Source organism: Chryseobacterium sp. CBTAP 102 (assembly GCF_003201365.1).
GTDB classification, from domain to species: Bacteria; Bacteroidota; Bacteroidia; order Flavobacteriales; family Weeksellaceae; genus Chryseobacterium; species Chryseobacterium candidae.
The window spans coordinates 60,606-82,603 of record NZ_QICX01000013.1; the positions used below are offsets into that span (position 1 = coordinate 60,606).

Annotated in this window: 22 protein-coding genes; 20 read left to right on the forward strand and 2 right to left on the reverse strand. The window is 36.8% G+C overall.

Translation table 11 applies throughout. The annotated features are described in order from the left end of the window. Window positions 1-27: 27 nt before the first annotated feature. From C8D70_RS16630 to C8D70_RS16720, 19 genes are all read left to right on the forward strand, one after another. Entirely contained in the window at window positions 28-606 is a 579-nt protein-coding gene (locus C8D70_RS16630; protein ID WP_110368059.1) for a TetR/AcrR family transcriptional regulator, read from the forward strand. A 219-nt stretch (window positions 607-825) separates the two neighbouring features. After that, complete coding sequence (locus tag C8D70_RS16635; protein ID WP_110368060.1) at window positions 826-2,142, forward strand: phenylacetate--CoA ligase family protein; 1,317 nt, start codon at window positions 826-828, stop codon at window positions 2,140-2,142. Continuing rightward, window positions 2,142-3,227 carry a 2Fe-2S iron-sulfur cluster-binding protein gene (locus tag C8D70_RS16640; protein ID WP_110368061.1) on the forward strand — a complete coding sequence of 362 codons (1,086 nt, stop codon included), beginning with the start codon at window positions 2,142-2,144 and terminating at the stop codon, window positions 3,225-3,227. The genes C8D70_RS16635 and C8D70_RS16640 overlap by 1 nt, the downstream gene beginning before the upstream one ends. Window positions 3,228-3,313: 86 nt before the next feature. Next, window positions 3,314-4,252, forward strand: coding sequence for a 1,2-phenylacetyl-CoA epoxidase subunit PaaA (gene paaA, locus C8D70_RS16645; RefSeq protein ID WP_034695794.1), 939 nt, complete (start codon window positions 3,314-3,316; stop codon window positions 4,250-4,252). A gap of 111 nt (window positions 4,253-4,363) precedes the next feature. Beyond that, complete coding sequence (gene paaB, locus C8D70_RS16650) at window positions 4,364-4,645, forward strand: 1,2-phenylacetyl-CoA epoxidase subunit PaaB (RefSeq protein WP_027373980.1); 282 nt, start codon at window positions 4,364-4,366, stop codon at window positions 4,643-4,645. 69 nt (window positions 4,646-4,714) lie between these two features. Further along, window positions 4,715-5,464, forward strand: a complete 750-nt coding sequence (paaC, locus tag C8D70_RS16655) for a 1,2-phenylacetyl-CoA epoxidase subunit PaaC (RefSeq protein ID WP_076596878.1) — start codon at window positions 4,715-4,717, stop codon at window positions 5,462-5,464. Window positions 5,465-5,470: 6 nt separating this feature from the next. Continuing rightward, window positions 5,471-6,280, forward strand: coding sequence for an alpha/beta hydrolase (locus C8D70_RS16660; protein ID WP_110368062.1), 810 nt, complete (start codon window positions 5,471-5,473; stop codon window positions 6,278-6,280). A gap of 3 nt (window positions 6,281-6,283) precedes the next feature. Then, entirely contained in the window at window positions 6,284-6,748 is a 465-nt protein-coding gene (gene paaD / locus C8D70_RS16665) for a 1,2-phenylacetyl-CoA epoxidase subunit PaaD (RefSeq protein ID WP_076596876.1), read from the forward strand. Window positions 6,749-6,890: 142 nt separating this feature from the next. Continuing rightward, a complete protein-coding gene (locus tag C8D70_RS16670; RefSeq protein ID WP_110368063.1) occupies window positions 6,891-7,691 on the forward strand; it encodes an enoyl-CoA hydratase/isomerase family protein in 801 nt (266 codons plus the stop codon). A gap of 106 nt (window positions 7,692-7,797) precedes the next feature. Beyond that, entirely contained in the window at window positions 7,798-8,934 is a 1,137-nt protein-coding gene (locus C8D70_RS16675) for a 3-hydroxyacyl-CoA dehydrogenase NAD-binding domain-containing protein (protein ID WP_110368064.1), read from the forward strand. An 89-nt stretch (window positions 8,935-9,023) separates the two neighbouring features. After that, on the forward strand, window positions 9,024-9,332 hold the full coding sequence (locus C8D70_RS16680) for a hypothetical protein (RefSeq protein WP_076596872.1): 309 nt from the start codon (window positions 9,024-9,026) through the stop codon (window positions 9,330-9,332). Window positions 9,333-9,341: 9 nt separating this feature from the next. Then, window positions 9,342-9,755 carry a PaaI family thioesterase gene (locus tag C8D70_RS16685; RefSeq protein ID WP_110368065.1) on the forward strand — a complete coding sequence of 138 codons (414 nt, stop codon included), beginning with the start codon at window positions 9,342-9,344 and terminating at the stop codon, window positions 9,753-9,755. Window positions 9,756-9,844: 89 nt separating this feature from the next. Then, complete coding sequence (pcaF, locus tag C8D70_RS16690; protein ID WP_076596870.1) at window positions 9,845-11,050, forward strand: 3-oxoadipyl-CoA thiolase; 1,206 nt, start codon at window positions 9,845-9,847, stop codon at window positions 11,048-11,050. Window positions 11,051-11,146: 96 nt separating this feature from the next. Beyond that, complete coding sequence (locus C8D70_RS16695) at window positions 11,147-11,740, forward strand: transferase hexapeptide repeat family protein (RefSeq protein WP_047429267.1); 594 nt, start codon at window positions 11,147-11,149, stop codon at window positions 11,738-11,740. A gap of 91 nt (window positions 11,741-11,831) precedes the next feature. Continuing rightward, window positions 11,832-12,398, forward strand: coding sequence for a transposase (locus tag C8D70_RS16700; RefSeq protein ID WP_110368066.1), 567 nt, complete (start codon window positions 11,832-11,834; stop codon window positions 12,396-12,398). 68 nt (window positions 12,399-12,466) lie between these two features. After that, window positions 12,467-13,294 carry an alpha/beta hydrolase gene (locus tag C8D70_RS16705; protein WP_076596867.1) on the forward strand — a complete coding sequence of 276 codons (828 nt, stop codon included), beginning with the start codon at window positions 12,467-12,469 and terminating at the stop codon, window positions 13,292-13,294. 104 nt (window positions 13,295-13,398) lie between these two features. Beyond that, on the forward strand, window positions 13,399-15,894 hold the full coding sequence (gene paaZ, locus C8D70_RS16710; RefSeq protein WP_110368067.1) for a phenylacetic acid degradation bifunctional protein PaaZ: 2,496 nt from the start codon (window positions 13,399-13,401) through the stop codon (window positions 15,892-15,894). A gap of 142 nt (window positions 15,895-16,036) precedes the next feature. After that, the gene (locus C8D70_RS16715; RefSeq protein ID WP_110368068.1) at window positions 16,037-16,723 is read left to right on the forward strand and encodes an SMUG2 DNA glycosylase family protein; all 687 of its coding nucleotides are present in this window, start codon (window positions 16,037-16,039) and stop codon (window positions 16,721-16,723) included. A gap of 60 nt (window positions 16,724-16,783) precedes the next feature. Further along, window positions 16,784-19,468 (forward strand): DEAD/DEAH box helicase family protein, encoded by a 2,685-nt coding sequence (locus C8D70_RS16720; RefSeq protein WP_110368069.1) that lies wholly within the window; start codon window positions 16,784-16,786, stop codon window positions 19,466-19,468. An 89-nt stretch (window positions 19,469-19,557) separates the two neighbouring features. Here C8D70_RS16720 and C8D70_RS16725 read toward each other — a convergent pair whose 3' ends face one another. Then, window positions 19,558-20,379 (reverse strand): T9SS type A sorting domain-containing protein, encoded by an 822-nt coding sequence (locus C8D70_RS16725; protein WP_076596863.1) that lies wholly within the window; start codon window positions 20,377-20,379, stop codon window positions 19,558-19,560. A gap of 36 nt (window positions 20,380-20,415) precedes the next feature. Further along, window positions 20,416-20,967, reverse strand: a complete 552-nt coding sequence (locus tag C8D70_RS16730; protein WP_076596862.1) for a phage tail protein — start codon at window positions 20,965-20,967, stop codon at window positions 20,416-20,418. Between the two features lie 255 nt (window positions 20,968-21,222). On the opposite strand from C8D70_RS16730, the gene C8D70_RS16735 reads away from it, so the two are divergent. Beyond that, a complete protein-coding gene (locus C8D70_RS16735; protein WP_076596861.1) occupies window positions 21,223-21,987 on the forward strand; it encodes an enoyl-CoA hydratase/isomerase family protein in 765 nt (254 codons plus the stop codon). Window positions 21,988-21,998 lie beyond the last annotated feature (11 nt).

Below are 21,998 nucleotides of genomic sequence, written 5' to 3' on the forward strand. Positions count from 1 at the left end.
AGAATAATTACTTTTGCATTTTACCAGATGGAACTAAAAGAAAAACAGAGAAAAATACTCAACGTAGCAGTAGAACTTTTCAAAGAGAAAGGATATATGGGAAGCTCAGTAAGAGATCTTGCTACCAAACTCAATATCAAAGCAGCATCACTGTACGCCCATATCCGTTCAAAGGAAGAAATTCTGGAATGGATTTGCTTTGGCATTGCTCAGGAGTTTTTCGATGAACTTCAGGAAGTAAAAAATACAGCTGTTGCACCGAAGGAAAAACTGAACCTGCTATTGGATAAACACCTTTCTGTTGTTCTTAAAAACCGTGATGTTACCCATATCTATTCCAATGAATGGAAACATCTTGAAGAAAGACTTCCCGAATTTGTAGAATTAAGAAAAAACTACCAGCAGGAAATTGAGGAACTGATTTCCGAGATCTATAAAGCTGAAAACTGGGAGTTAAAATCTCCGTCATTTACCACAAGATTTATTCTGCATACTTTAAATAACTCCTATTTCTGGTTCAAAAGAAGCAGTGATTCCACTGATGAAATTACCGACGAAATAAGGGAGAAAATTCTTTTTGGATTGTTAGGAAATCAAAAGAAATAACCATTCTGTTTGTCATTCTGGAGAAGTAAGAATCTCGTAAAAGAATGTAGATTTTTAAAAGATTCTTCTCTCCACTTCGTTCCGCTCAGAATGAAAGTGAGCATCATTTTAATGACTTCTTCTTATTTAGAATCATTCAAAATATGATAAAAATCATAAAAATTTTGCCAGCTTCCAAAATCTTTTTAAATTTACACCTAACAAATGTTAGTTAGTTTTATGGATTTTTCAGTTGAATATCTGGAGCTGGATCAGTTGAGACAGCTTCAATCCGACCGGTTGATCAGCCTGATCAGCTATTTGGGGGATAAGTCGGAATTTTATAAAAAGAAATTTGATGCATTGCAAATATCTCCTCAGGATATTAGGTCGATTGAAGATATCACTAAACTTCCTATTACTTACAAGCAGGATTTAAGGGATAACTATCCGTTCGGATTATTTACCGTTCCTAAAAGTGAGCTTCAGCGGATTCATTGCTCAAGCGGAACGACAGGAAAGCCGACTGTGGTAGGGTATACGAAAGAAGATGTAGACCTTTTCAGTGAAGTGGTGGCAAGATCTTTACATGCCGCAGGAGCAAGACCAGGAATGCAGCTGCATAATGCTTATGGTTACGGGATTTTTACCGGAGGCTTAGGTCTTCATTACGGAGCTGAAATGCTGGGAATGAGTGTTCTTCCTATTTCGGGAGGGATGACGGCAAGACAGGTAGATCTGATTGTAGATTTTAAGCCGGAGGTCATTTGCTGTTCGCCGTCATACGCTTTAACCATTGCAGATGAATTTACAAAAAGAGGAATTTCTGCAGACGAAATCAGTCTAAAATATGCAGTGCTGGGTTCAGAACCATGGACGGAAATTATCAGAGGACATATTGAAGAAAGACTAGGTGTTCATGCAACCAATATTTATGGTTTAAGTGAAATTATCGGCCCGGGAGTTTCCATGGAGGATTTCGAAGAGAAGGGAGGCGCTTATATCTGGGAAGATCATTTTTATCCTGAGATTTTAGATCCGGTTACCCAACAGCCGGTTCCTTTTGGAGAAGAAGGTGTATTGGTCATTACCACTTTAACCAAGAAAGCAATGCCTCTTTTAAGGTACTGGACGAATGATATCACCAGCCTTTATTACGATAAAAGTGCCAAAAGAACAATGGTGAAGATGAAACCTGTTGTAGGAAGAGCAGATGATATGCTGATCGTAAGAGGAGTGAATGTATATCCAAGCCAGATTGAAGATGCTTTTTCTTATGTAAAAGGAGTGGTTCCAAACTACTATCTTACGCCTGTAGAGAAAGAACAGATGTGTGTCGCTTTGGATATTGATGTTGAAATCGATGATGAATTGGTAAAATCTCAAAGAATAGAATCAAATACCGATGATTATTTTAATTTTGTCGGGAACTTTGGAAAAAATATAGAAAACGAAATAAAAAAGAGGGTAGGAATTACTACGAAAGTGAAAGTTCATGCCCAGGACAGTTTGCCGAAGTGCGAAGGTGGAAAAATTAATAGAATACTAAAAAAATAATGAATTCATTTTATAAACTTAAAACAGTTAAAGTTCAGAAAGATACTTCCGAAGCAGTGAATGTGGCGGTAGAAATTCCTGAAGAACTGAAAGACAAGTTCAGGTTTAAACAAGGACAGTATCTTAATTTCCGAATGATGATCAACGGAAATGAAGAAAGACGTTCTTACTCTATCTGTAATGCTCCCAGTGAAAAAGGCAACACACTGGAAGTATTGGTGAAGCTGCTTGAAGGCGGGAAAGTATCCGGTTATTTCAACGAACATCTTCATATGGATGAAGTGCTGGAAGTAATGCCTCCTATGGGTGGTTTCAATACTTCTTATCACCCTTCAAACGTGAAAACTTATGTGGGGCTGGCTGCAGGAAGCGGAATTTCCCCCGTTTTGTCCAATATTAAAGAAAGCCTTTATCAGGAACCGAATTCAAATGCTTATCTGTTCTACAGCAACAGAAGTATGAATCACGTGATGAAGAAAGCTGAAATTGATAAATTGGCAGAATCTTTTAACGGCAGATTGAAAGTAGTTTATTTAGTGAGCCGTGAAAAGCATGAAGATCCTGTTTTCGAAGGAAGAATTTCTGCTGAAAAACTGGAGCAGCTATTTGAAAGATATACAGATATTGATGTAAAAGAAGCTACTTATTTTATTTGTGGTCCTTCAGAAATGATCAAAGGGATTGCAGACTATCTGAAAAAGGATAAAAAAGTACCTGCTATTCAGGTGCTATTCGAATATTTCACCGCTCCGGATGAAGAAAATACGGAGGAAATGAGTGATGAATTCAAGGCGATTGCCAATATTGAAAGCATGGTAACAGTAATCATTGATGATGATGAATATTCGTTCCACCTTAATTCTAAAAAAGAGAGTATCTTAGATAAAGCATTGAAAGATCAGCTTCCGGTTCCTTTCGCATGTAAAGGAGGCGTTTGCTGTACGTGTAAGGCGCAGGTTCTGGAAGGAGAGGTTTTTATGGAGAAAAACTACGCGCTTACCGAAGAAGAAGTAGCCAGAGGCTTCGTTCTTACCTGTCAGTGTCACCCTACAACCAATGTGGTGATGCTAAATTATGATGTTTAAAAAATTAATGTAACAATGTAACAATTTACCAGTGTAACAATCATTGGTACATTGCCAGACTGGTATATTGCTAAATTGAAAAAATTATGGACTTAGAAAAATTTGTTCAATACGTTCACGAAGAAAATAAAGTAGAACCCAAAGATGTAATGCCTGATGATTACAGGAAATTATTGGTTCGTCAGATTTCACAGCACGCGCATTCCGAAATTGTAGGAATGCTGCCGGAAGCTAACTGGATTTCCAGAGCGCCTTCATTAAGAAGAAAAATGGCTCTTCTGGCAAAAGTTCAGGATGAAGCAGGTCATGGTTTATACCTTTACTCTGCCACTGAAACGTTAGGAGACGGAAGCATCAGGGCAGACAGAGATGCTACCTATGATGATATGCTGGAAGGAAAAGCAAAATATTCAAGTATTTTCAATTATCCTACCTTAAGCTGGGCAGATATCGGAGCCATTGGCTGGTTGGTAGACGGTGCTGCTATTATGAACCAGGTAATGCTGATGGGGAATTCTTACGGTCCTTATTCAAGAGCGATGGTAAAGATCTGTAAAGAAGAATCTTTCCACCAAAGACAGGGATATGAAATTTTGATGGCATTATGCCGTGGAACAAAACAACAGAAAGAAATGGCTCAGGCTTCATTAAACCGTTTCTGGTGGCCGGCTCTGATGATGTTCGGACCTAATGATGACAGTTCACCCAACTCTAAAATCTCTATGAATTACAGAGTAAAAAGAGAAAGTAATGACAGTCTTCGTCAGAGATTTATCGATGTTACTGTTTCTCAGGCTGAATTCTTAGGATTAACCATTCCTGATAAAGATCTGAAATGGAACGAGGAAAGACAGCATTATGATTTCGGAGAACTTCCCTGGGATGAATTCATGGAAATCTTAAAAGGAAACGGACCTTGCAACAAAAAGCGTATCGAAACTAAGAGAAAAGCGCAAAGAGAAAATTCATGGGTAAAAGAAGCAGCAGCTGCTTTTGCAGAGAAACAACAAAAAGAAGTAATATAATAATGTAACAATATACCAATGTGGAAATGTAACAATCTTTGTCATGCTGAGCTTGTCGAAGCATCTCACTGTTAAACTGGTACATTGATACATTGTTAAATTTATTTGACTATGGCAAATTTAGATATGTGGGAAGTGTTTATTCAGACTAAACCGGGATTATCTCACAAACATGTTGGAGTTGTACAGGCACCCACAGCAGAAATGGCTTTGCAGAATGCAAGAGACGTTTATACAAGAAGAAAAGAAGGAACTTCTGTTTGGGTGGTTCCAAGTAAATATATTGTGACTTCAGAGGGAGTAGATAAAGAAGCATTCTTTGATCCGGCTGATGACAAACTTTACCGTCACCCAACGTTCTACGAGATTCCTAACGACGTAAAAAATATGTAAAAATGCTAATGGCTATTAGCTGCTTGCAATTTGCTAAAAGCTATATGCCAAAAGCCAAAAGCTAAAATAATGAACCCATTATATAATTATTTATTAAAACTAGCAGACGACAGTTTCATTATGGGACAGCGTTTGTCCGAATGGTGCGGTGAAGGCCCTTACCTGGAGGAAGATATTGCATTGACGAATATTGCGTTGGATGAACTGGGACAGGCCAATAACTTCTACGTTTATGCTTCACGAGTGATTGACAATGGCAAAAGCGAAGATGATATCGCATTTTTAAGATACGAGCATGAATACGTTAACGCACATTGGACAGAACTTCCTAATGAAGATTATGCACAGACTATTCTTAAAGTATATGTATTGTCTGTATATCAAAAACTGATGTATGAAGCTTTATCCAATTCTGCTAATGAAGAATTAGCTGCCATTGCTCAAAAATCATTGAAAGAAGTAAGATATCACTATACACACGCTGCATCCTGGATGAAAATCTTCGCGCAGGGAACAGAAGAAAGTAAGTCCCGTTTGGTAAAAGCTATTGAAAATATCTGGGAATATACAAAGGGGCTTTTTGCTAAAACAGAAGGTGAAGACGACCTTGTTGCCTTGAACATTGCTCCCAATGCAGACGTTCTTTACGAAGAGTTTCTTTCCATTACAAAGAAAGATTTTGCAGACTTCGGTTTAGAATATCCGGAAAATCCTTTCATGCAGCCCAAATCAAGAACAGGATATCATACAGAGTATTTCGGGTATATCCTTTGTGAACTTCAGTATATGCAGAGAGCATATCCTGGTTGTACGTGGTAGTAAATTATGAAGAAGTTGCTTCTTGGGATATTGGCTTTTTTTCTTGCAGCCTATGTGATACTATGTGTTGGAATCTATTTCTATCAGGAGAAAATTATTTTTTATCCTGAAAAGTTACCCGAAAATTACAAGTTTACATTTGATGGTGATTTTGAAGAAGTTCCCATCAAAACGCAGGATGGAAAGCATTTGAGTTCTGTTTTATTCAAAGCTCAAAATTCAAAAGGAGTCATCTTTTATCTTCATGGAAACGGAGGATCAATAAAAAGCTGGGGAATAGTAGCTCAGCTGTATCGAAGTATGAATTATGATACTTTGATACTTGATTACAGGGGGTACGGAAAAAGTGAAGATAAAATTAATAATAAAAATCAGATCTTTTCGGATGTTGAAAATGCTTACAAAGAGCTTTTGAAAAGATATCCGGAAAACAGAATTATTATTTTAGGATATTCTGTAGGAACAGGATTAGCTGCAAAATTAGCTTCAATGCATAATGCAGGATTATTGATTTTACAGGCACCGTATTACAGCATGGAAGATGAAATGAATCAGAAATTTTCATTCCTTCCGAAGTTTTTACTGAAATATAATTTTGAGACTTGTGAATATTTAAAAACCGTTCAGTCACCAGTCGTTATTTTTCACGGTGATAAAGATGAGGTTATTAACTATAAAGCCTCTTTAAAACTTAAAAATAACTTTAAAAAAGGTGATCGTCTGATTGTATTAAAAGATCAGTATCACAACGGAATAACAGATAATTTGGATTATCAGAATGCAATGAAAGCAATTCTTGATTCTGATAAAAAATAAGATATGAATCAGCTTTTAGATTTATTAGAAACAATTCCCGATCCGGAAATTCCGGTAATCAATATTGTGGAATTAGGAATCGTAAGAGATGCACAGATTACAGGTGAAAATACCTGTGAAGTGATCATTACACCTACTTATTCCGCCTGTCCCGCTATGTTTACCATTGAGGAAGACATTATCAAAATGATGAAAGAAAACGGATGGGAAGCAAAAGTTGTAACCAAGATGTTTCCGATCTGGACAACAGACTGGCTTACCGATGAAGCAAGAGAAAAACTCCGTGCTTACGGAATTACACCTCCCGAAAAAGGAGCAGACGAACACCACATCGGAAAACCGAAAAAATGTCCTCGTTGCGGTTCTGAGCATACCAGGCAGATCAGCAGATTTGGGTCTACTTTGTGTAAGGCTTCTTATCAATGTTTAGACTGCCTGGAGCCATTTGATTATTTTAAATGTCATTGATGAATAAACAACCAATCCGCAACAAATTTTACGGCTATGCAAAGCATATCGAAAGAATTGTTATAATGTTAAATTATTAGACGGTTACATTAATTTATATTGTTAAATTAGTGCGTTGTTAAATAATAAATTAATAAAAACTATGTATACACAACTTGATATTGAAACGCATTTTGACGGAAAGCTGAAAATCGCATATCTTAATCAACCGGAAACGATGAATGCTCTTACCAAACCTGCTTTATCAGATCTTAGAGATTTTGTTAAAGAATGCAGCGAAGATGAAACCGTTAGATGTGTGGCCATTTCCGGAAGAGGAAGAGCATTTTGCTCAGGTCAGAATCTGGATGAAGCTTTTGTGGCAGGCAAAGAACACCATGATCGTGACATTATCAGAAAAATTGTGGTAGACTACTATAACCCTTTGGTAATGGAAGTTACCCGTTGCAAAAAACCGGTTATCGCTTTAGTAAACGGCCCGGCAGTAGGAGCCGGAGCTATGCTGGCTTTAATCTCTGACTTCGTTTTAGCTAACGAGAAAGCATATTTTGCTCAGGCATTTTCAAATATCGGTTTGATTCCTGATACAGGAGGAACATACTTCTTACCTAAGCTTTTAGGCAGACAATTAGCCAATTATTTAGCATTTACAGGTAAAAAATTATCTGCAGAAGAATCTAAATCTTATGGTCTTGTAGCGGAAGTTTTCAGTGAAGAAGAATTCGTTCCAAAATCTATGGAAATTCTTGAAAGAATGGCAAACATGCCGACAGCAGCCATTAAGCTTACGAAAAAAGCATTTGCCAATTCTTATAACAACACCCTGAAAGAACAGCTTGAGCTGGAAGGAGATCTTCAGCAGGAAGCCGCAGAAACAGAAGACTTCATTGAAGGTGTAAATGCCTTTTTACAGAAAAGAAAACCTAATTATAAAGGAAAATAAGAACTAATATAACAATGTACCAATGTAGCAGTTTATCAATGAGATGCTTCGACAAGCTCAGCATGACAATGATTGTTACATTGTTACATTGATACACTTTTACATTATGAAATATGTAGGAATTATCGGTGCCGGAACCATGGGAATCGGCATTGCACAGGTAGCCGCAACGAACGGATGCAAAGTATGGGTATATGATGCCAACGCAAAACAAGTAGAAACGGCAACAGTTGGTTTGGAAAAAACGCTCACCAAATTGGTGGATAAACAAAAAATTTCGGCAGAGAAAATGACTGAAATTTTAGCTAATATTTCCATTGCTACAGAATTTAAAGATTTCAAGGATTGTGAATTAATCATTGAAGCAATTATTGAAAACAAAGATATTAAAACGAAGGTGTTTACAGAACTTGAAAACTATGTTTCAGAAAACTGTATCATCAGTTCCAATACCTCATCTATCTCTATCACCTCTCTTGGTGCAGAACTCAAGAAACCGGAGCGTTTCATCGGAATTCACTTTTTCAATCCCGCTCCATTGATGCCTTTAGTGGAAGTCATTCCGTCCTTATTAACAGAAAAAACATTACCAGAGAAAATCTACAACCTCATGAAAGAATGGGGGAAGACTCCTGTTATTGCTAAAGATATTCCCGGGTTCATTGTCAACAGAATTGCCAGACCTTATTATGGGGAAGGCCTTAGAATTGTTGAAGAAAACATCGCAACACCGGAACAGGTGGATGAAGCCATGAAAACATTGGGTAACTTCAAAATGGGACCTTTTGAATTGATGGACCTTATTGGAGTAGATGTCAACTTTGCAGTAACAACCACTGTTTACAAAGATTATTTCTACGATCCGAAATACAAGCCCTCTTTATTACAGCAAAGAATGTCTGAAGCCAAACTTCACGGCAGAAAAACAGGAAAAGGTTTCTACGATTACAGCGAAGGAGCAGAAAAACCTTTAGCCGTGAAAGATGACGCCTTATATCAACAGATCTTTTTGAGAATCATTTCTATGCTGATCAACGAAGCGGTTGAAGCCAAAAGATTAGGCGTTGCCAATGATGAAGATATTGAACTGGCCATGCAGAAAGGCGTTAATTATCCAAAAGGATTATTAAGCTGGGGGAAAGAAATCGGGTATGCAAAAATCTCCGAAACCCTTCAGAACCTTTACGAAGAATATAAGGAAGAAAGATACAGACAAAGTCCATTACTTCGTAAAATGAATTAGATAATTTGAAAATGTACCAATTTGAAAATTGATTATAACAAGTTCTCATTTTCAAATTCTCAAATTTATTTAATTTTCAAATTGATATTATGAATATAGATGAATTCAGAGCAGAGCTGGAGACCAGACTTTTAATTGAGAAACAGTATTTAACTCAGGAAGCTTCCTCTGTTGATGAGCAGGAAAGGCTTGAGCTATTAGGAAAGTTTAATGAAAAATATAAAGAGTTGATCAAAAGATTGGCGAACGAAAACGGGATTGATCTAAATGCATCCTATCCCTCTGAAAATTCATCAGATTCAGAAAGACTTTCATACGAGCAGATCATTCTGGGGAAAACCATGAGTGTTTACGACAGATTATCCGATGAGCTGTATGAAGAAATAACAAACATATAATTAATAGAAATGAACCCAAGACAAGTTGCAGATTATATGTTCAATCAGGATTTTTTTTCCCAGTGGATGAATATCAAAATGATTGAAGTAAAAGAAAATTACTGTTTAATAGAAATGCCAATTAAGAAGGAAATGCTGAATGGGCTTAAAACAGTTCATGGCGGAGTTACCTTTGCGTTTGCAGACTCTGCGCTGGCATTTTCTTCCAACAATACCGGAGACGCTGCCGTTGCGTTAAACTGTATCATCAACTTTACCAAAGCAGGAAAAGAAGGTGATACTTTCAGAGCAGAAAGCATTTTGGTAAATGAAACCAGAAAAACGGCTGTTTATGACATTAAAATTACCAACCAGAATGAAGAACTGATTGCAAAATTTGTAGGAACAGTCTACAAAATCGGAAAAAAAGTAACAGAATTATAATAAACAGTAAGCTTGAAGCAATAGGCAGTAAGCTTTTTTGAAGCTGATAGAGCCTACTGCATATAGCTTAAAGCCTAAAGCAAATAAAAATGAACAACGTATACATCATAGACTATGTCAGAACTCCCATTTCAAAACTGCAGGGAGGATTATCAGAAGTAAGAGCAGATGATTTAGCTGCTATTGTAATCAAAGAAGTAGTAGCAAGAAATCCTGAAGTCCCTGTAGAGGAAATTGAGGATGTTATTTTCGGATGTGCCAATCAGGCAGGTGAAGATAACAGAAACGTTGCAAGAATGGGACTTTTATTAGCTGGTCTTCCTTACAAAATCGGTGGCGAGACAGTCAACAGACTTTGTGCTTCAGGAATGTCGGCGGTAGCCAATGCATTCCGTTCCATTGCAGCAGGAGAAGGAGAAATTTATATTGCAGGAGGAGTAGAACATATGACACGTTCTCCTTATGTAATGTCTAAGCCAAGTGCAGCTTTTGGTAGAGACAGCCAGATGTTTGATACTACTTTTGGATGGCGTTTCATTAACCCAAAAATGAAAGAAATGTATGGGGTAGACGGAATGGGAGAAACTGCAGAAAATTTAGCAGATATTCACCAGATCAACAGAGAAGATCAGGATAAATTTGCCCTTTGGTCTCAGCAGAAAGCTACAAAAGCTCAGGAAAGCGGAAGACTGGCAGAAGAGATTGTAAAAGTTGAAATTCCTCAGAGAAAAGGCGATCCTATTGTTTTTGAAAAAGATGAATTCATTAAACCAACCTCATCTATGGAAGGGTTGGCAAAACTTCGCCCGGCATTCAGAAAAGAAGGAACCGTAACGGCAGGAAATGCTTCAGGAATGAATGATGGTGCAGCTGCTTTGATTTTAGCAAGTGAAGAAGCTGTAAAAAAATATGGTTTAAAACCAAAAGCAAAAATTCTGGGATCTTCCGTAGCAGGTGTTGAGCCAAGAATCATGGGAATCGGACCTGTAGAAGCTACCCAAAAGCTATTGAAAAGATTAAACCTTTCTCTGGAAGATATGGACATCATTGAACTCAACGAAGCATTTGCTGCACAGGCACTGGCGGTAACAAGAAGCTTAGGGTTAAAAGATGATGATGCAAGAATAAACCCGAACGGAGGTGCAATTGCAATCGGCCACCCATTGGGAGTTTCCGGAGCAAGAATCGTAGGTTCTGCTGCAATGGAACTTCAGAAGCAGGATAAAAAATATGCATTGTGTACCCTTTGTATCGGTGTCGGACAGGGGTATGCGATGGTGATTGAAAAAGTATAATGAATTTGAAAGTGAGTCAATTTGAGAATTTGAAAATGTTGAAAGACATTATTAATTTTCAAATTATCTCATTCTCATATTTTCAAATTAAAAAATATGAACATCTACTCATACCACGGGATTCGTCCCATTATAAAACCCTCTGCCTACATTCATCCGCAGGCAGTGATTATCGGGAATGTAGAAATAGGTGAAGAAGTATATATCGGTCCTAACGCAGTCATTCGAGGCGATTGGGGAAAAATTATTATTAAAGATGGAGCCAACGTACAGGAAAACTGTACTCTTCATGTTTTCCCGAATATAGAAACCATATTGGAAGAATCCGCACACATCGGACATGGAGCAATCATCCATTCCGGACACATTGGAAAAAACTGTCTGATCGGAATGAATTCTGTGGTAATGGACAAAGCTTATATCGGTGATGAAAGTATTGTCGGAGCACTCGCTTTTGTACCAGCCAATTTCAGATGTGAACCAAGAAAACTGGTGGTAGGAAGCCCTGCAAAGATTATCCGTGATGTTTCTGACGAAATGATTCACTGGAAAACAGAAGGAACAAAATTATATCAGGAGCTGGCAAGAGAAGGAAAAGAAGCTATTCTGCCTTGTGAGCCTTTTACGGAATATGTTCAGCAGATCCCAACCAAAATTGTGGATTACAGCATCTGGGATGATATAAAATAATAGTATAACTTATTTTTAATAATTGTTGATCATTAAACCAAACGGGTTTTTAAAACCCGTTTGGTTTAAAATTTAAAATACCAGATTTAAAATGATTAATACAGAAAATTTTGAATTTGAAGGTGTATATCACGTTTTCTCTCATGTAAACGGGACTGAAGTTATTTTTCGTGAGCCATCAAATTATCATTTTTTTCTGGAAAAGGTAGAAAAATATATTCTTCCGGTCGCTGATATCTATGCCTATTGTCTATTACCTAATCATTTTCATTTGTTATTGAGATTTAAGGATTTTAATGATGCGAGTATTGAAAATGAGCATCAGTTTTTAATGAAGCATTTTGGTAATTTATTGAATGCTTATGCTAAAGCTTACAACAAAAAATATAATAGAAAAGGGACTCTTTTTCTGAATGCGGTAAAACGAAAGAAAATATCAGATGAGAAATATTTATTGAAAGTTCTCCATTACATCCATAATAATCCGATTAATCACGGATTTGTAAATAAAATTGATCAATGGAAGAATTCTTCATATAATTCATATGTAAATCCTGAAAAAGAAAGTAAATTGAATAGAAAGGAAATCATGCAGTATTTTGATTCGCTAGAAATTTTTAGAAATTATCATAAGTCGACTGTTGAATGTGATTTTTAAATTTTGAATAATTGCTAATAATCAACCCTAACTGGTTTTTAAAAACCGTTAGGGTTAAAAAATTAAATATGATTAAAAAAATTGCGCTTGCATGCAGCATGATGTTTACGGTGGGGTGTACGCTCTCAGCACAGACGGTTACATCAAAACCGCTTACAATAGGAGAAGTGAGGACCATTAAGTCCAAAACCTTAAATGAAGACAGAACGCTGAATATTTATCTTCCACAAGGATTTGATAAAACAAAATCATACCCGGTGATCTATTTGTTAGATGGAAGCATGAACGAAGATTTTATTCACGTGACAGGGTTAATACAATTCTTTAATCTGATGTATTCCATGCCGGAAACCATTGTGGTGGGAGTTGCTAATATAGACAGAAAAAGAGATTATACCTTTCATACGGATTTAAAAGACTTGCAGAAAGATTATCCTACAACAGGGCATTCTGATAAGTTTATTGAATTCCTTGAAAAAGAATTAAAACCTTACGTGGAAAGTCAGTTTAAAACAACGGATAAGTACCTTTTCGGTCAGTCTTTGGGAGGGCTTCTGGCAACAGAAATCCTTTTGAAAAAACCGGAAATGTTCAATAACTATTTTATCATCAGTCCAAGCTTATGGTGGGATAATGAAAGCCTTTTAAAACAGGCTTCCCAACTGCTTTCAAAATCTCCGGATACGAAAAAGTTTGTTTATGTCTCTGTAGGAAAAGGAGAACATCAGATAATGATAAAAGAAGCTGAGGCTTTCTACAGTATTTTGAAAAAGACAGGAAAGAAAAACTGGACATTAGAGTATAAAATGATGGAAACAGACAATCATGCAACCATTCTTCACAGAAGTTTATATGAAGGATTAGTGAAAATGTTTCCTTATCAGGAACCGAAATAAAAGATAAATGTAACAATATACTAATGTAAAAATGTAACAATAAATTCGTAATAACCAATAATTGGTAAATTGTTATACTGCTACATTGATAAATTAAATATTTTATGGAAAAGTTAAAAAACTATATCTACGGACAATGGGTAGAAGGTACCGGAAGCGGAATTCCTTTGTACAATGCCGTTACAGGGGAACAGGTTGCTGTTTCCGATACAGAAGGACTTAATTTTGAACAGGCTCTTGACTACGGGAGAACTGTAGGATACAAAAACCTTTCTTCAATGACTTTCTATGATCGGGGAGAAATGCTGAAAAAAGTAGCACTTTATTTACTGGAAAGAAAGAAAAGATACTACGACTTATCATACAAAACAGGAGCTACCCATGTGGATTCATGGGTGGATATCGAAGGAGGTTTCGGAACTTTCTTTACCTATTCCGGATTGGCAAAAAGAATGCTTCCTAATACTTCATTCTGGGTAGACGGAGACACTCAGAAGATCTCCGCTAACGGAACTTTCCTGGGGACTCATATTTTAACGCCAAGTGAAGGGGTTTCTGTACAGATCAACGCCTATAACTTTCCGGTATGGGGAATGCTGGAAAAATTATCCACTTCCCTGCTGGCAGGTGTTCCTTCTATTGTAAAACCGTCTCCTTTCGGATCTTACCTTACCAATGCAGTATTTCAGGATATGATTGAAAGTGGAATATTGCCTGAAGGCGCTGTGCAGTTAGTTTGCGGAGAGCCGGGAAATATTCTTGATTATGTTCAGGATGGAGACTCTGTTTTATTTACCGGTTCTGCTCACACAGGTAGAAAATTAAAATCACTGCCATCTATCGCAGGAAATGCCGTTCGTTTCAATATGGAAGCAGATTCACTGAACTGTTCTATCCTTGGATTGGAAGCCAAACCGGGAACTCCTGAATTCGATTTATTCATCAAAGAAGTTCGTAACGAAATGACGACAAAAGCAGGGCAGAAATGTACGGCTATCAGAAGAATTATCGTTCCCGAACACTTAATTGGTGACGTTCAGAATGCTTTGTCTAAAGCTTTGGATCAGACGAAAATCGGAAACCCATTAAGCAGGGAAACCAAAATGGGATCTTTGGTAGGAAGACAGCAGTACGAAGAAGTTCTGAGAAAAGTAAATCTATTAAAATCAGAAACAGAACTTGTCTATGACGGGAAACATGAACTGGTAGATGCTAACTACGAAAATGGAGCATTTATGAGTCCGAAACTATTCCTGAACGACAAACCTTTCGAAAAAAATATCTCTCACGATGTAGAAGCTTTCGGGCCGGTATCTACATTAATGCCATATAAAGATGCTGAAGAAGCAGCTGCATTGGCAAAAAGAGGAAAAGGAAGTTTAGTGGGATCTATTGTTTCTCATGACGAGAACTTTATCGCTGAAACTTCATGGAAAATGGCTTCCCAGCACGGAAGAATCTTTGTACTAAACAGAGATAATGCTAAAGAAAGCACAGGCCACGGTTCACCACTTCCTACATTGATGCACGGAGGTCCTGGTAGAGCAGGTGGCGGAGAGGAAATGGGCGGACTGAGCGGTCTTCATTTCTTCCTACAGAAAACAGCAATCCAGGGATCTCCGGATGTACTGAAAGCAATCACTAAGATTTATCAGCAGGGAGCAGAGAAAAAATTCTCAGACAAGCATCCTTTCCAGAAATATTTTGAGGAAGTGGAAGTAGGAGACTCCTTAGAAACAGCAGGAAGAACAGTTACTGATGCAGATATCGTCAACTTTTCCAATGTTTCATGGGATCATTTCTATGCCCATACAGACGCTACAAGTTTAACAGGTACTATTTTTGATAAAACAGTTGCTCACGGATATTTCATCCTTTCAGCAGCAGCAGGATTATTTGTTTCTGGTAAAAAAGGACCTGTTATTGCCAATTACGGATTAGAAGACTGCAGTTTCTTCAAACCTGTATACGCCGGAGATACCATCACAGTGTATTTAACAGCAAAAGAAAAAATCAACAGAGGAGTAAAGGGGAGAAACATTCCTTCCGGTGTTGTAAAGTGGCTGGTTGAGGTTGTAAACCAAAGGGATGAGGTGGTTTGCGTGGCAACAATCTTAACATTGGTCGCAAAACAATCACCTTTCATCGACCTGAATGTGAAAAATGTTCAGAAAATAGTAAACAGTTTAACGGAAAATACTGCTGCACTTTGGGGAAAAATGTCTCCGCAGCAGATGATAGAACATCTTGAGCAGGCTTTATTGGTAAGTTTTGGAGAGCCTGAAGCAGATAAATGCTTCACCCCGGAGGAACATCTTGAAAAATGGCAGGACTCACTATACAACCACAGAGCAATGCCAAAAGAATTCACTGCTCCGTTCCTTCCGCAGGATGGTTCACTTCCTGAACCAAGACACAAAAACCTGGAAGCTGCAAAACTGTCATTCATGGATAACCTGAAGAAATTTGTGATTTATTACAAAGAAAATCCACAGGCAGAACACATGAATTACGTTTTCGGAAAACTGAATAAAGAAATGTGGGAACTGATGCACAAAAAGCATTTTACACACCACTTCCAACAATTTGGATTGATTTAATTCAGAATAAAATATAAATTTAGAGTCCCTTTCATCAAATGAAAGGGATTTTTTGATAGATTTTTATCCATGTCAAGGTTTTAAACCTTGACATGGATAGTGCAAATGGGAATGTTGTTTATTTACAATAGAAAATGATTTTATGAGCAAAACTTTTGCAGACCATGTTATAAAGTTCAATGAAAACCTGAGCTATACAGGAAATTTACCTGAAGGTTTTAATGTTTTGAATCCGTATCTGGAAAACCCTGAAACATTAATGGTAATGCAGACGTTTTATCATAAATATTATAATGATTCATCCCGAAGAAAATTTATTATCGGAATCAATCCAGGCCGTCATGGAGCTGGAGTAACCGGAGTTCCGTTTACCGATACAAAAAGATTGGAAAGTGTCTGCGGAATCAAAATGGAATCTGCCCATACTCATGAAATTTCTTCCGTTTTCATCTATGATATGATTGAAAACTATGGAGGTGCTGATCTTTTCTATAAAGATATTTATATCAATTCTCCATTTCCACTGGCTATTGTTAGAAAAACAAAAAATGGCTGGCTTAATGCTAATTATTATGACGATAAAAAATTATTCGAAGCCGTAAAGGATTTTATGATTGAATCTTTGAAGAAACATATCAGTCTCAATCTTGATGTATCAGAAGTTTTTATTCTTGGTAAAAAGAATGCCGGTTTTATTTCAAAACTAAACAAAGAAGCAAAACTGTTTGATAAAATGACAGTTCTGGAGCATCCACGCTATATCCAACAGTATAAATCCAAAGAAAAACAGATTTATATAGATAAGTATATTATATCATTAAAAGGATGAAATATTCAGAACCTATAATTTTCTATTATTGTTTATCTGGTTTTTTATTAAATTGGGCTTATGAATGTTTTTCCTGAAAAGGCAACTTTTAAATACCGCTGGCGAACTTATCAGAAGAAAATTTTAGACAACATGAATGAGCATTTAAAGAATGGTCATCTCCATATTTCTGCTCCTCCGGGTTCTGGGAAAACGGTTTTGGGATTAGAAATAATGCTGAGACTTGATAAGCCTGCATTGATTGTTGCTCCTACCTTAGCCATCAAGAACCAATGGATTCAGAGGTTTTGTGAACTCTTTCTGGATACGGAAAATATCCCTGAATGGATATCTTCTGACATTAAAAATCCAGGAATTATAACTGTTACAACTTATCAGGGAATTCACTCTGCTTATGGAACTGATGAAGACGACGAAGATCAGATAAAAAAATCTTCAAGAATCTCAGTTGCGGAAATTATTAAAAAGCTCGAGAAGCAAAAAGTAGGCACTCTTATTCTGGATGAAGCGCATCATTTGAAAAATGCATGGTGGAGAAGTCTATTGGAATTGAAAAATAGAATTAGTCCTACCATAGTTGCTCTCACTGCAACCCCTCCTTTTGATGTCTCCGGTGCCGAATGGCAAAAATATATTCAGTTAAATGGTCCTATTGATGTAGAAATTTCTGTTCCTGAATTGATGATTGAAGGAGATCTTTGCCCTCATCAGGATTTGGTTTATTTTACTTCACCTTCAAAAGAGGAAGAGAAAAAAATTGAATATCATCACCATCAGGCTGCCATGTTTTTTGAAGAAGTTCAAAATGATGATACGCTACTGGAAGCCCTTGAGCTACATCCTGTTTATCTGAACCCTGCTGTACATCTGGAATGGATTTATGAAAATATATCATCTTATACCTCCGGGCTTGTTTATCTTCATTTCAGAGGAAAAGAGATTTCGGATATTCATTTTAATATCATTGGAGACCAGCAAAAATATGTTCCCGGGTTCGATTTCTTCTGGATGGAAGAGCTTCTTGATTTTTACCTCGTACTGGATGAAGTTAATTTTAAAAAATATGAAGAACATCGGACAGACCTTGGCAACAGACTCAGAAGAGCAGGATTTCTTGAGCAGAGGACAGTCAGTTTTTATAATAGTAAAAATGTTAATCAGATTCTTAACTCAAGTATTGGAAAACTTCAGGGGATAAAAGAAATTGCAGATTTTGAATTTTCAGTTCTTAAAGAAGATCTCAGAATGGTAATCCTTACAGACTTTATAAGAAAAGAATATTTGGTTACTGAAACTCAGAATACATTAAACCTCGATAAAATAGGAGCCGTTCCAATATTTGAAAAATTAAGAAGAGAAAATTTCCAGCATAAAAAGATCGGAATTCTTACAGGCAGTTTGGTTATCATTCCAGTGAGTGCTAAAGATATGTTTGAGCAATTTTGTTTCAGGAAAAGTATTTCGGGAGTGTCTTTTTCTCCTTTGTACTATGATCAGGATTATTTGATAATCAGTCTCTCAGATCAGATAAAACATGACGTGGTACAAATAATAACCGAGATTTTTCAATGTGGAGGAATCCAGATCTTAATTGGAACCAAGTCTTTGTTGGGAGAAGGTTGGGATGCTCCCAAAATCAACAGCCTTGTGCTGGCTAGTTTTGTAAGTTCTTTTGTACTCTCTAATCAGATGAGGGGAAGAGTGATAAGAACAGATAAAGATAATGTAAACAAAACTGGAAATATCTGGCACATGGTATGTTTTGATTCTCATGATATCAATGGAGGACAGGACTTCAGTAATATCCAGAAAAGATTTAAAACCTTTGTAGGGATTTCCTACAAGGATGAGGCTACCATAGAAAATAATTTTGAACGGCTGAATATTAAAACGATAGAACGTAAAGAAGAATTACCAAAAATCAATCAGATATTTTTTGCATGGGCAAAAAATAGAACTGCCCTTGCTCAGCGATGGAAAACAGCCCTTGATAAAGGAAATGTTTTGGTAGAAGAAATAGAAGTCCCCTCAGTCAATATGGCAGGTATGGAGAAAATGCGGATGGATTATTTGGGTAAAATGAGTGGAAGTTTTGCGAAGATAATAGTTTCTTCCATATTGTTATTCTGTCAGGATCTTATGATGGGACTTCTCCGGAATATTGATGAAATTAAATCTGTAAAAAGTTTTTCACTGCTGGTTGGCTTATTTGGAATTGCAGGTGTTGCTGTATATGGTGGGAAACTATACAGATCTACAAAACAATATTTAAGATGTAAAGATGTTGGAAGACAGCTTAGTTCCCTGGCTGAAATAATTTTATATGGTTTAATTCATCAAAAAGTAATCTGTACCTCTATTGAAAAACTTAGAATTGTAAGCTCATCAGACAAAAATAAAAATGCATTTTGTTATCTGGATGGAGGAAGTCAGTATGAAAATGCTCAGTTTATACAAACTTTACATGAGTTGGTGTCACAAATAGATAATCCAAGGTATTTGTTGAAACATAAAAGAAGTTTATTGTTTCTGAAAAAAGATATGTATTATCCAATACCTGAGATTTTTGCAAAAAATAAAAAAAATGCAGATTTTTTTAAAAAGCTATGGGATAAAATGATAGGGAAATCTGAATTGGTTTTTACAAGAACTATCGAAGGACGTGAAATTTTGTTAAAACTCAGATTCCAGGCTTTACTCAATAGAAACGGAAGGATAGAGCATCTTCACAAATGGACCCGATAAAATGACAAAATCCCTTCGTCGAAAGGGATTTGTCATTCATGAATTAGAATCTTTATGGGAATGTGGAACTTATGATTAATTTTCTGAAGTTAGTTCTTAATTACTTTGGTAGACTCTGTTGCTGTTTTAATAATGTAAACTCCTTTTGGAAGTTCTGAAATATTGATTTCATTATTTCCCTTTTGAGTTGGTACAGCCTTCAGCATTTTACCGTCCAGGCTGTAGATTTTAGCTTCACTGGCTTTTTCTGTAGTGATAGAAATTGGCCCGCTGGTTGGATTAGGATAAACAGTCAAGTCTTTTTTAGTGCTTTTAGCTTCCGAAGTTCCCAATACCAGATTGCTGTCTTTTACCCAGGTGAAAGCATCCAAACCTACATATCGGAAGGCTCCGTTCGCGGTGATCTGCAACTCGTCAATCACAATGTTTGAGTAGTTTTGCCCGTTTAAATTGGTCAAGTCAATCAAAGTGAATCCGTTTGTAGTACCTAAACTTGTAGCAAATCCGGTAGTTTTTGTTTGAGTAAATTTTGTTACTCCACTTAATTTTCCGGTTACAGTAAGTGTTCCTGCCACATTCAGATCCAGGTTCAATGCAGAAAGATACATCCAGAATCTGTTTACTTTAAACAGATTAGACGTGGTCTTAATACTAAATGATGGCGGAAATTGAGAATCATTGGAATTATCAATATATCTGTTGTCATTGGCTGTTCCGTTCCAGCCAGTTCCGGGAAAATTTCCCTGAATATCGAAAACGCTTGTATGGGAAATGATATTGAATATAACCCCATTATCGGTGAAGCTTGTACTTGCGTTCGATTCTGTCTCAAATTGTTCTGTACTGGTCTGCCCGAATGAGAAAATTGAAATGAGCAGACTACAGATTGCTAAAAAAGTAGTGCTTTTCATGATTTTTGTTTTAAATGTTAGGTTGTTGTATGGCTATTAATCCCTTGGTGGGTAAATACCTTCCACACAAATGATATAATTTAAGCCAAGATAAGGCGGCATATTATTCACAGGCTGGCTTTGGCCGATGAAGCTAATGCTTTGATTATTAATAACCGTATCAGGGTTAGCATTATTCACAAAACTAGGTACTGCATTGAAATCTCTTCCCACCTGTGTTCCTGAGATAGCAATTGTTGAAGTGGCCGTTGGAGTAGATGAATTGGCATTTTTATTCGCTACTTTAAGCTGAAACCCTGCCCCTACGCTTGGAAGGTTTGATGCTAAAAGTGTATTTTGTGTAGTACCTGACACTGCGCCCAAAGGATAATATTCGTTGGCATTTACATTTCCTGCGCCTAAAGCCATACGCCCTTTTAAGTTGGGCAGAGCAAAAGTAGTGATGCCGTCTCCACCATAAGTTGTTCCTAAAATAGAGAATAAGGCAGAATTTCTTGAGATGCTTATTAAACTTCCATCGCAAAACATCCATCCTCTAGGGGCAAAATTTCCTGCAAATAATTTTACAATTCCAATGTACTCGTCCATGATAATATTTTTTTTAGTTTTAGATTTCTTACTCTTTTACAGGCTTTTCAGATTCCGCCTTTTGGTTGTTAATTCTCAGTTCAAAGGAACGATTAATAACAAGGAGGTACTAGAGTAGAAAATACCAAATTTAAAACTCCGTATTTCTACGTAATAACATCTTGAAGTATGCTTATTCAAAAAGAAAATTTATATTTTAAGTTTCTCTGAACGAGCTGTATTTCGTATTTTTGTAAGAATCCAATAAAAATAAAAATGAGCGAATTTGTAGCATCAGAAATTAAAAATAATATTGCCGAAATCAGTTTCGGAACCCCAAAAAGCAACTCTCTTCCGGGAGCAATTTTAGAAAAACTGGCAGAAACTATCCTTGAAGAAGGAGCAAAAGAAGAGGTGAAAGCTATTTTAGTAAAAAGTGCAGGTGAGAAAGCGTTTTGTGCAGGAGCAAGTTTTGATGAGCTTTTAGCAATCGAGGAACTGGAAGCTTCCACAAAATTTTTCGGAGGTTTTGCTAAAGTTTTAAATGCAATGAGAAACTGTGGGAAAATTGTAGTGGTAAGAGTGCAGGGAAAAACTACCGGTGGAGGAGTTGGAATTGCCTGTGGAGCAGATTATTGTTTTGCCACTAAAGATTCAGCTCTGGCGCTTACGGAAATCAACCTTGGAATCGGACCTTTTGTAATTGGGCCTTATGTTGAAAGAAAAATAGGGAAGTCGCAATTCTCCGCAATGGCCATTGATGCAGACTTCAGATCTGCAGAATGGGCTGAGCAGCATAATATTTATCATTCTGTTTCTGATAGTATTCAGGAAATGGATGATAAACTGGAGAAATTTTTAAAGACTTTAGCTTCAAGAAGCAGTGATGCTTTGTCATTAATTAAAAAGGTTTCATGGGAAGGAACAGATCACTTCAATGAACTAATGCCGGCAAGAATTCATATGAGTGCAAGTCTTATTCTTGAGGACTCAGCTAAGAAAAATATTGAATCCATCAAAGAAAGGTTAAGAGCAAAGTAATTTTTTAATTG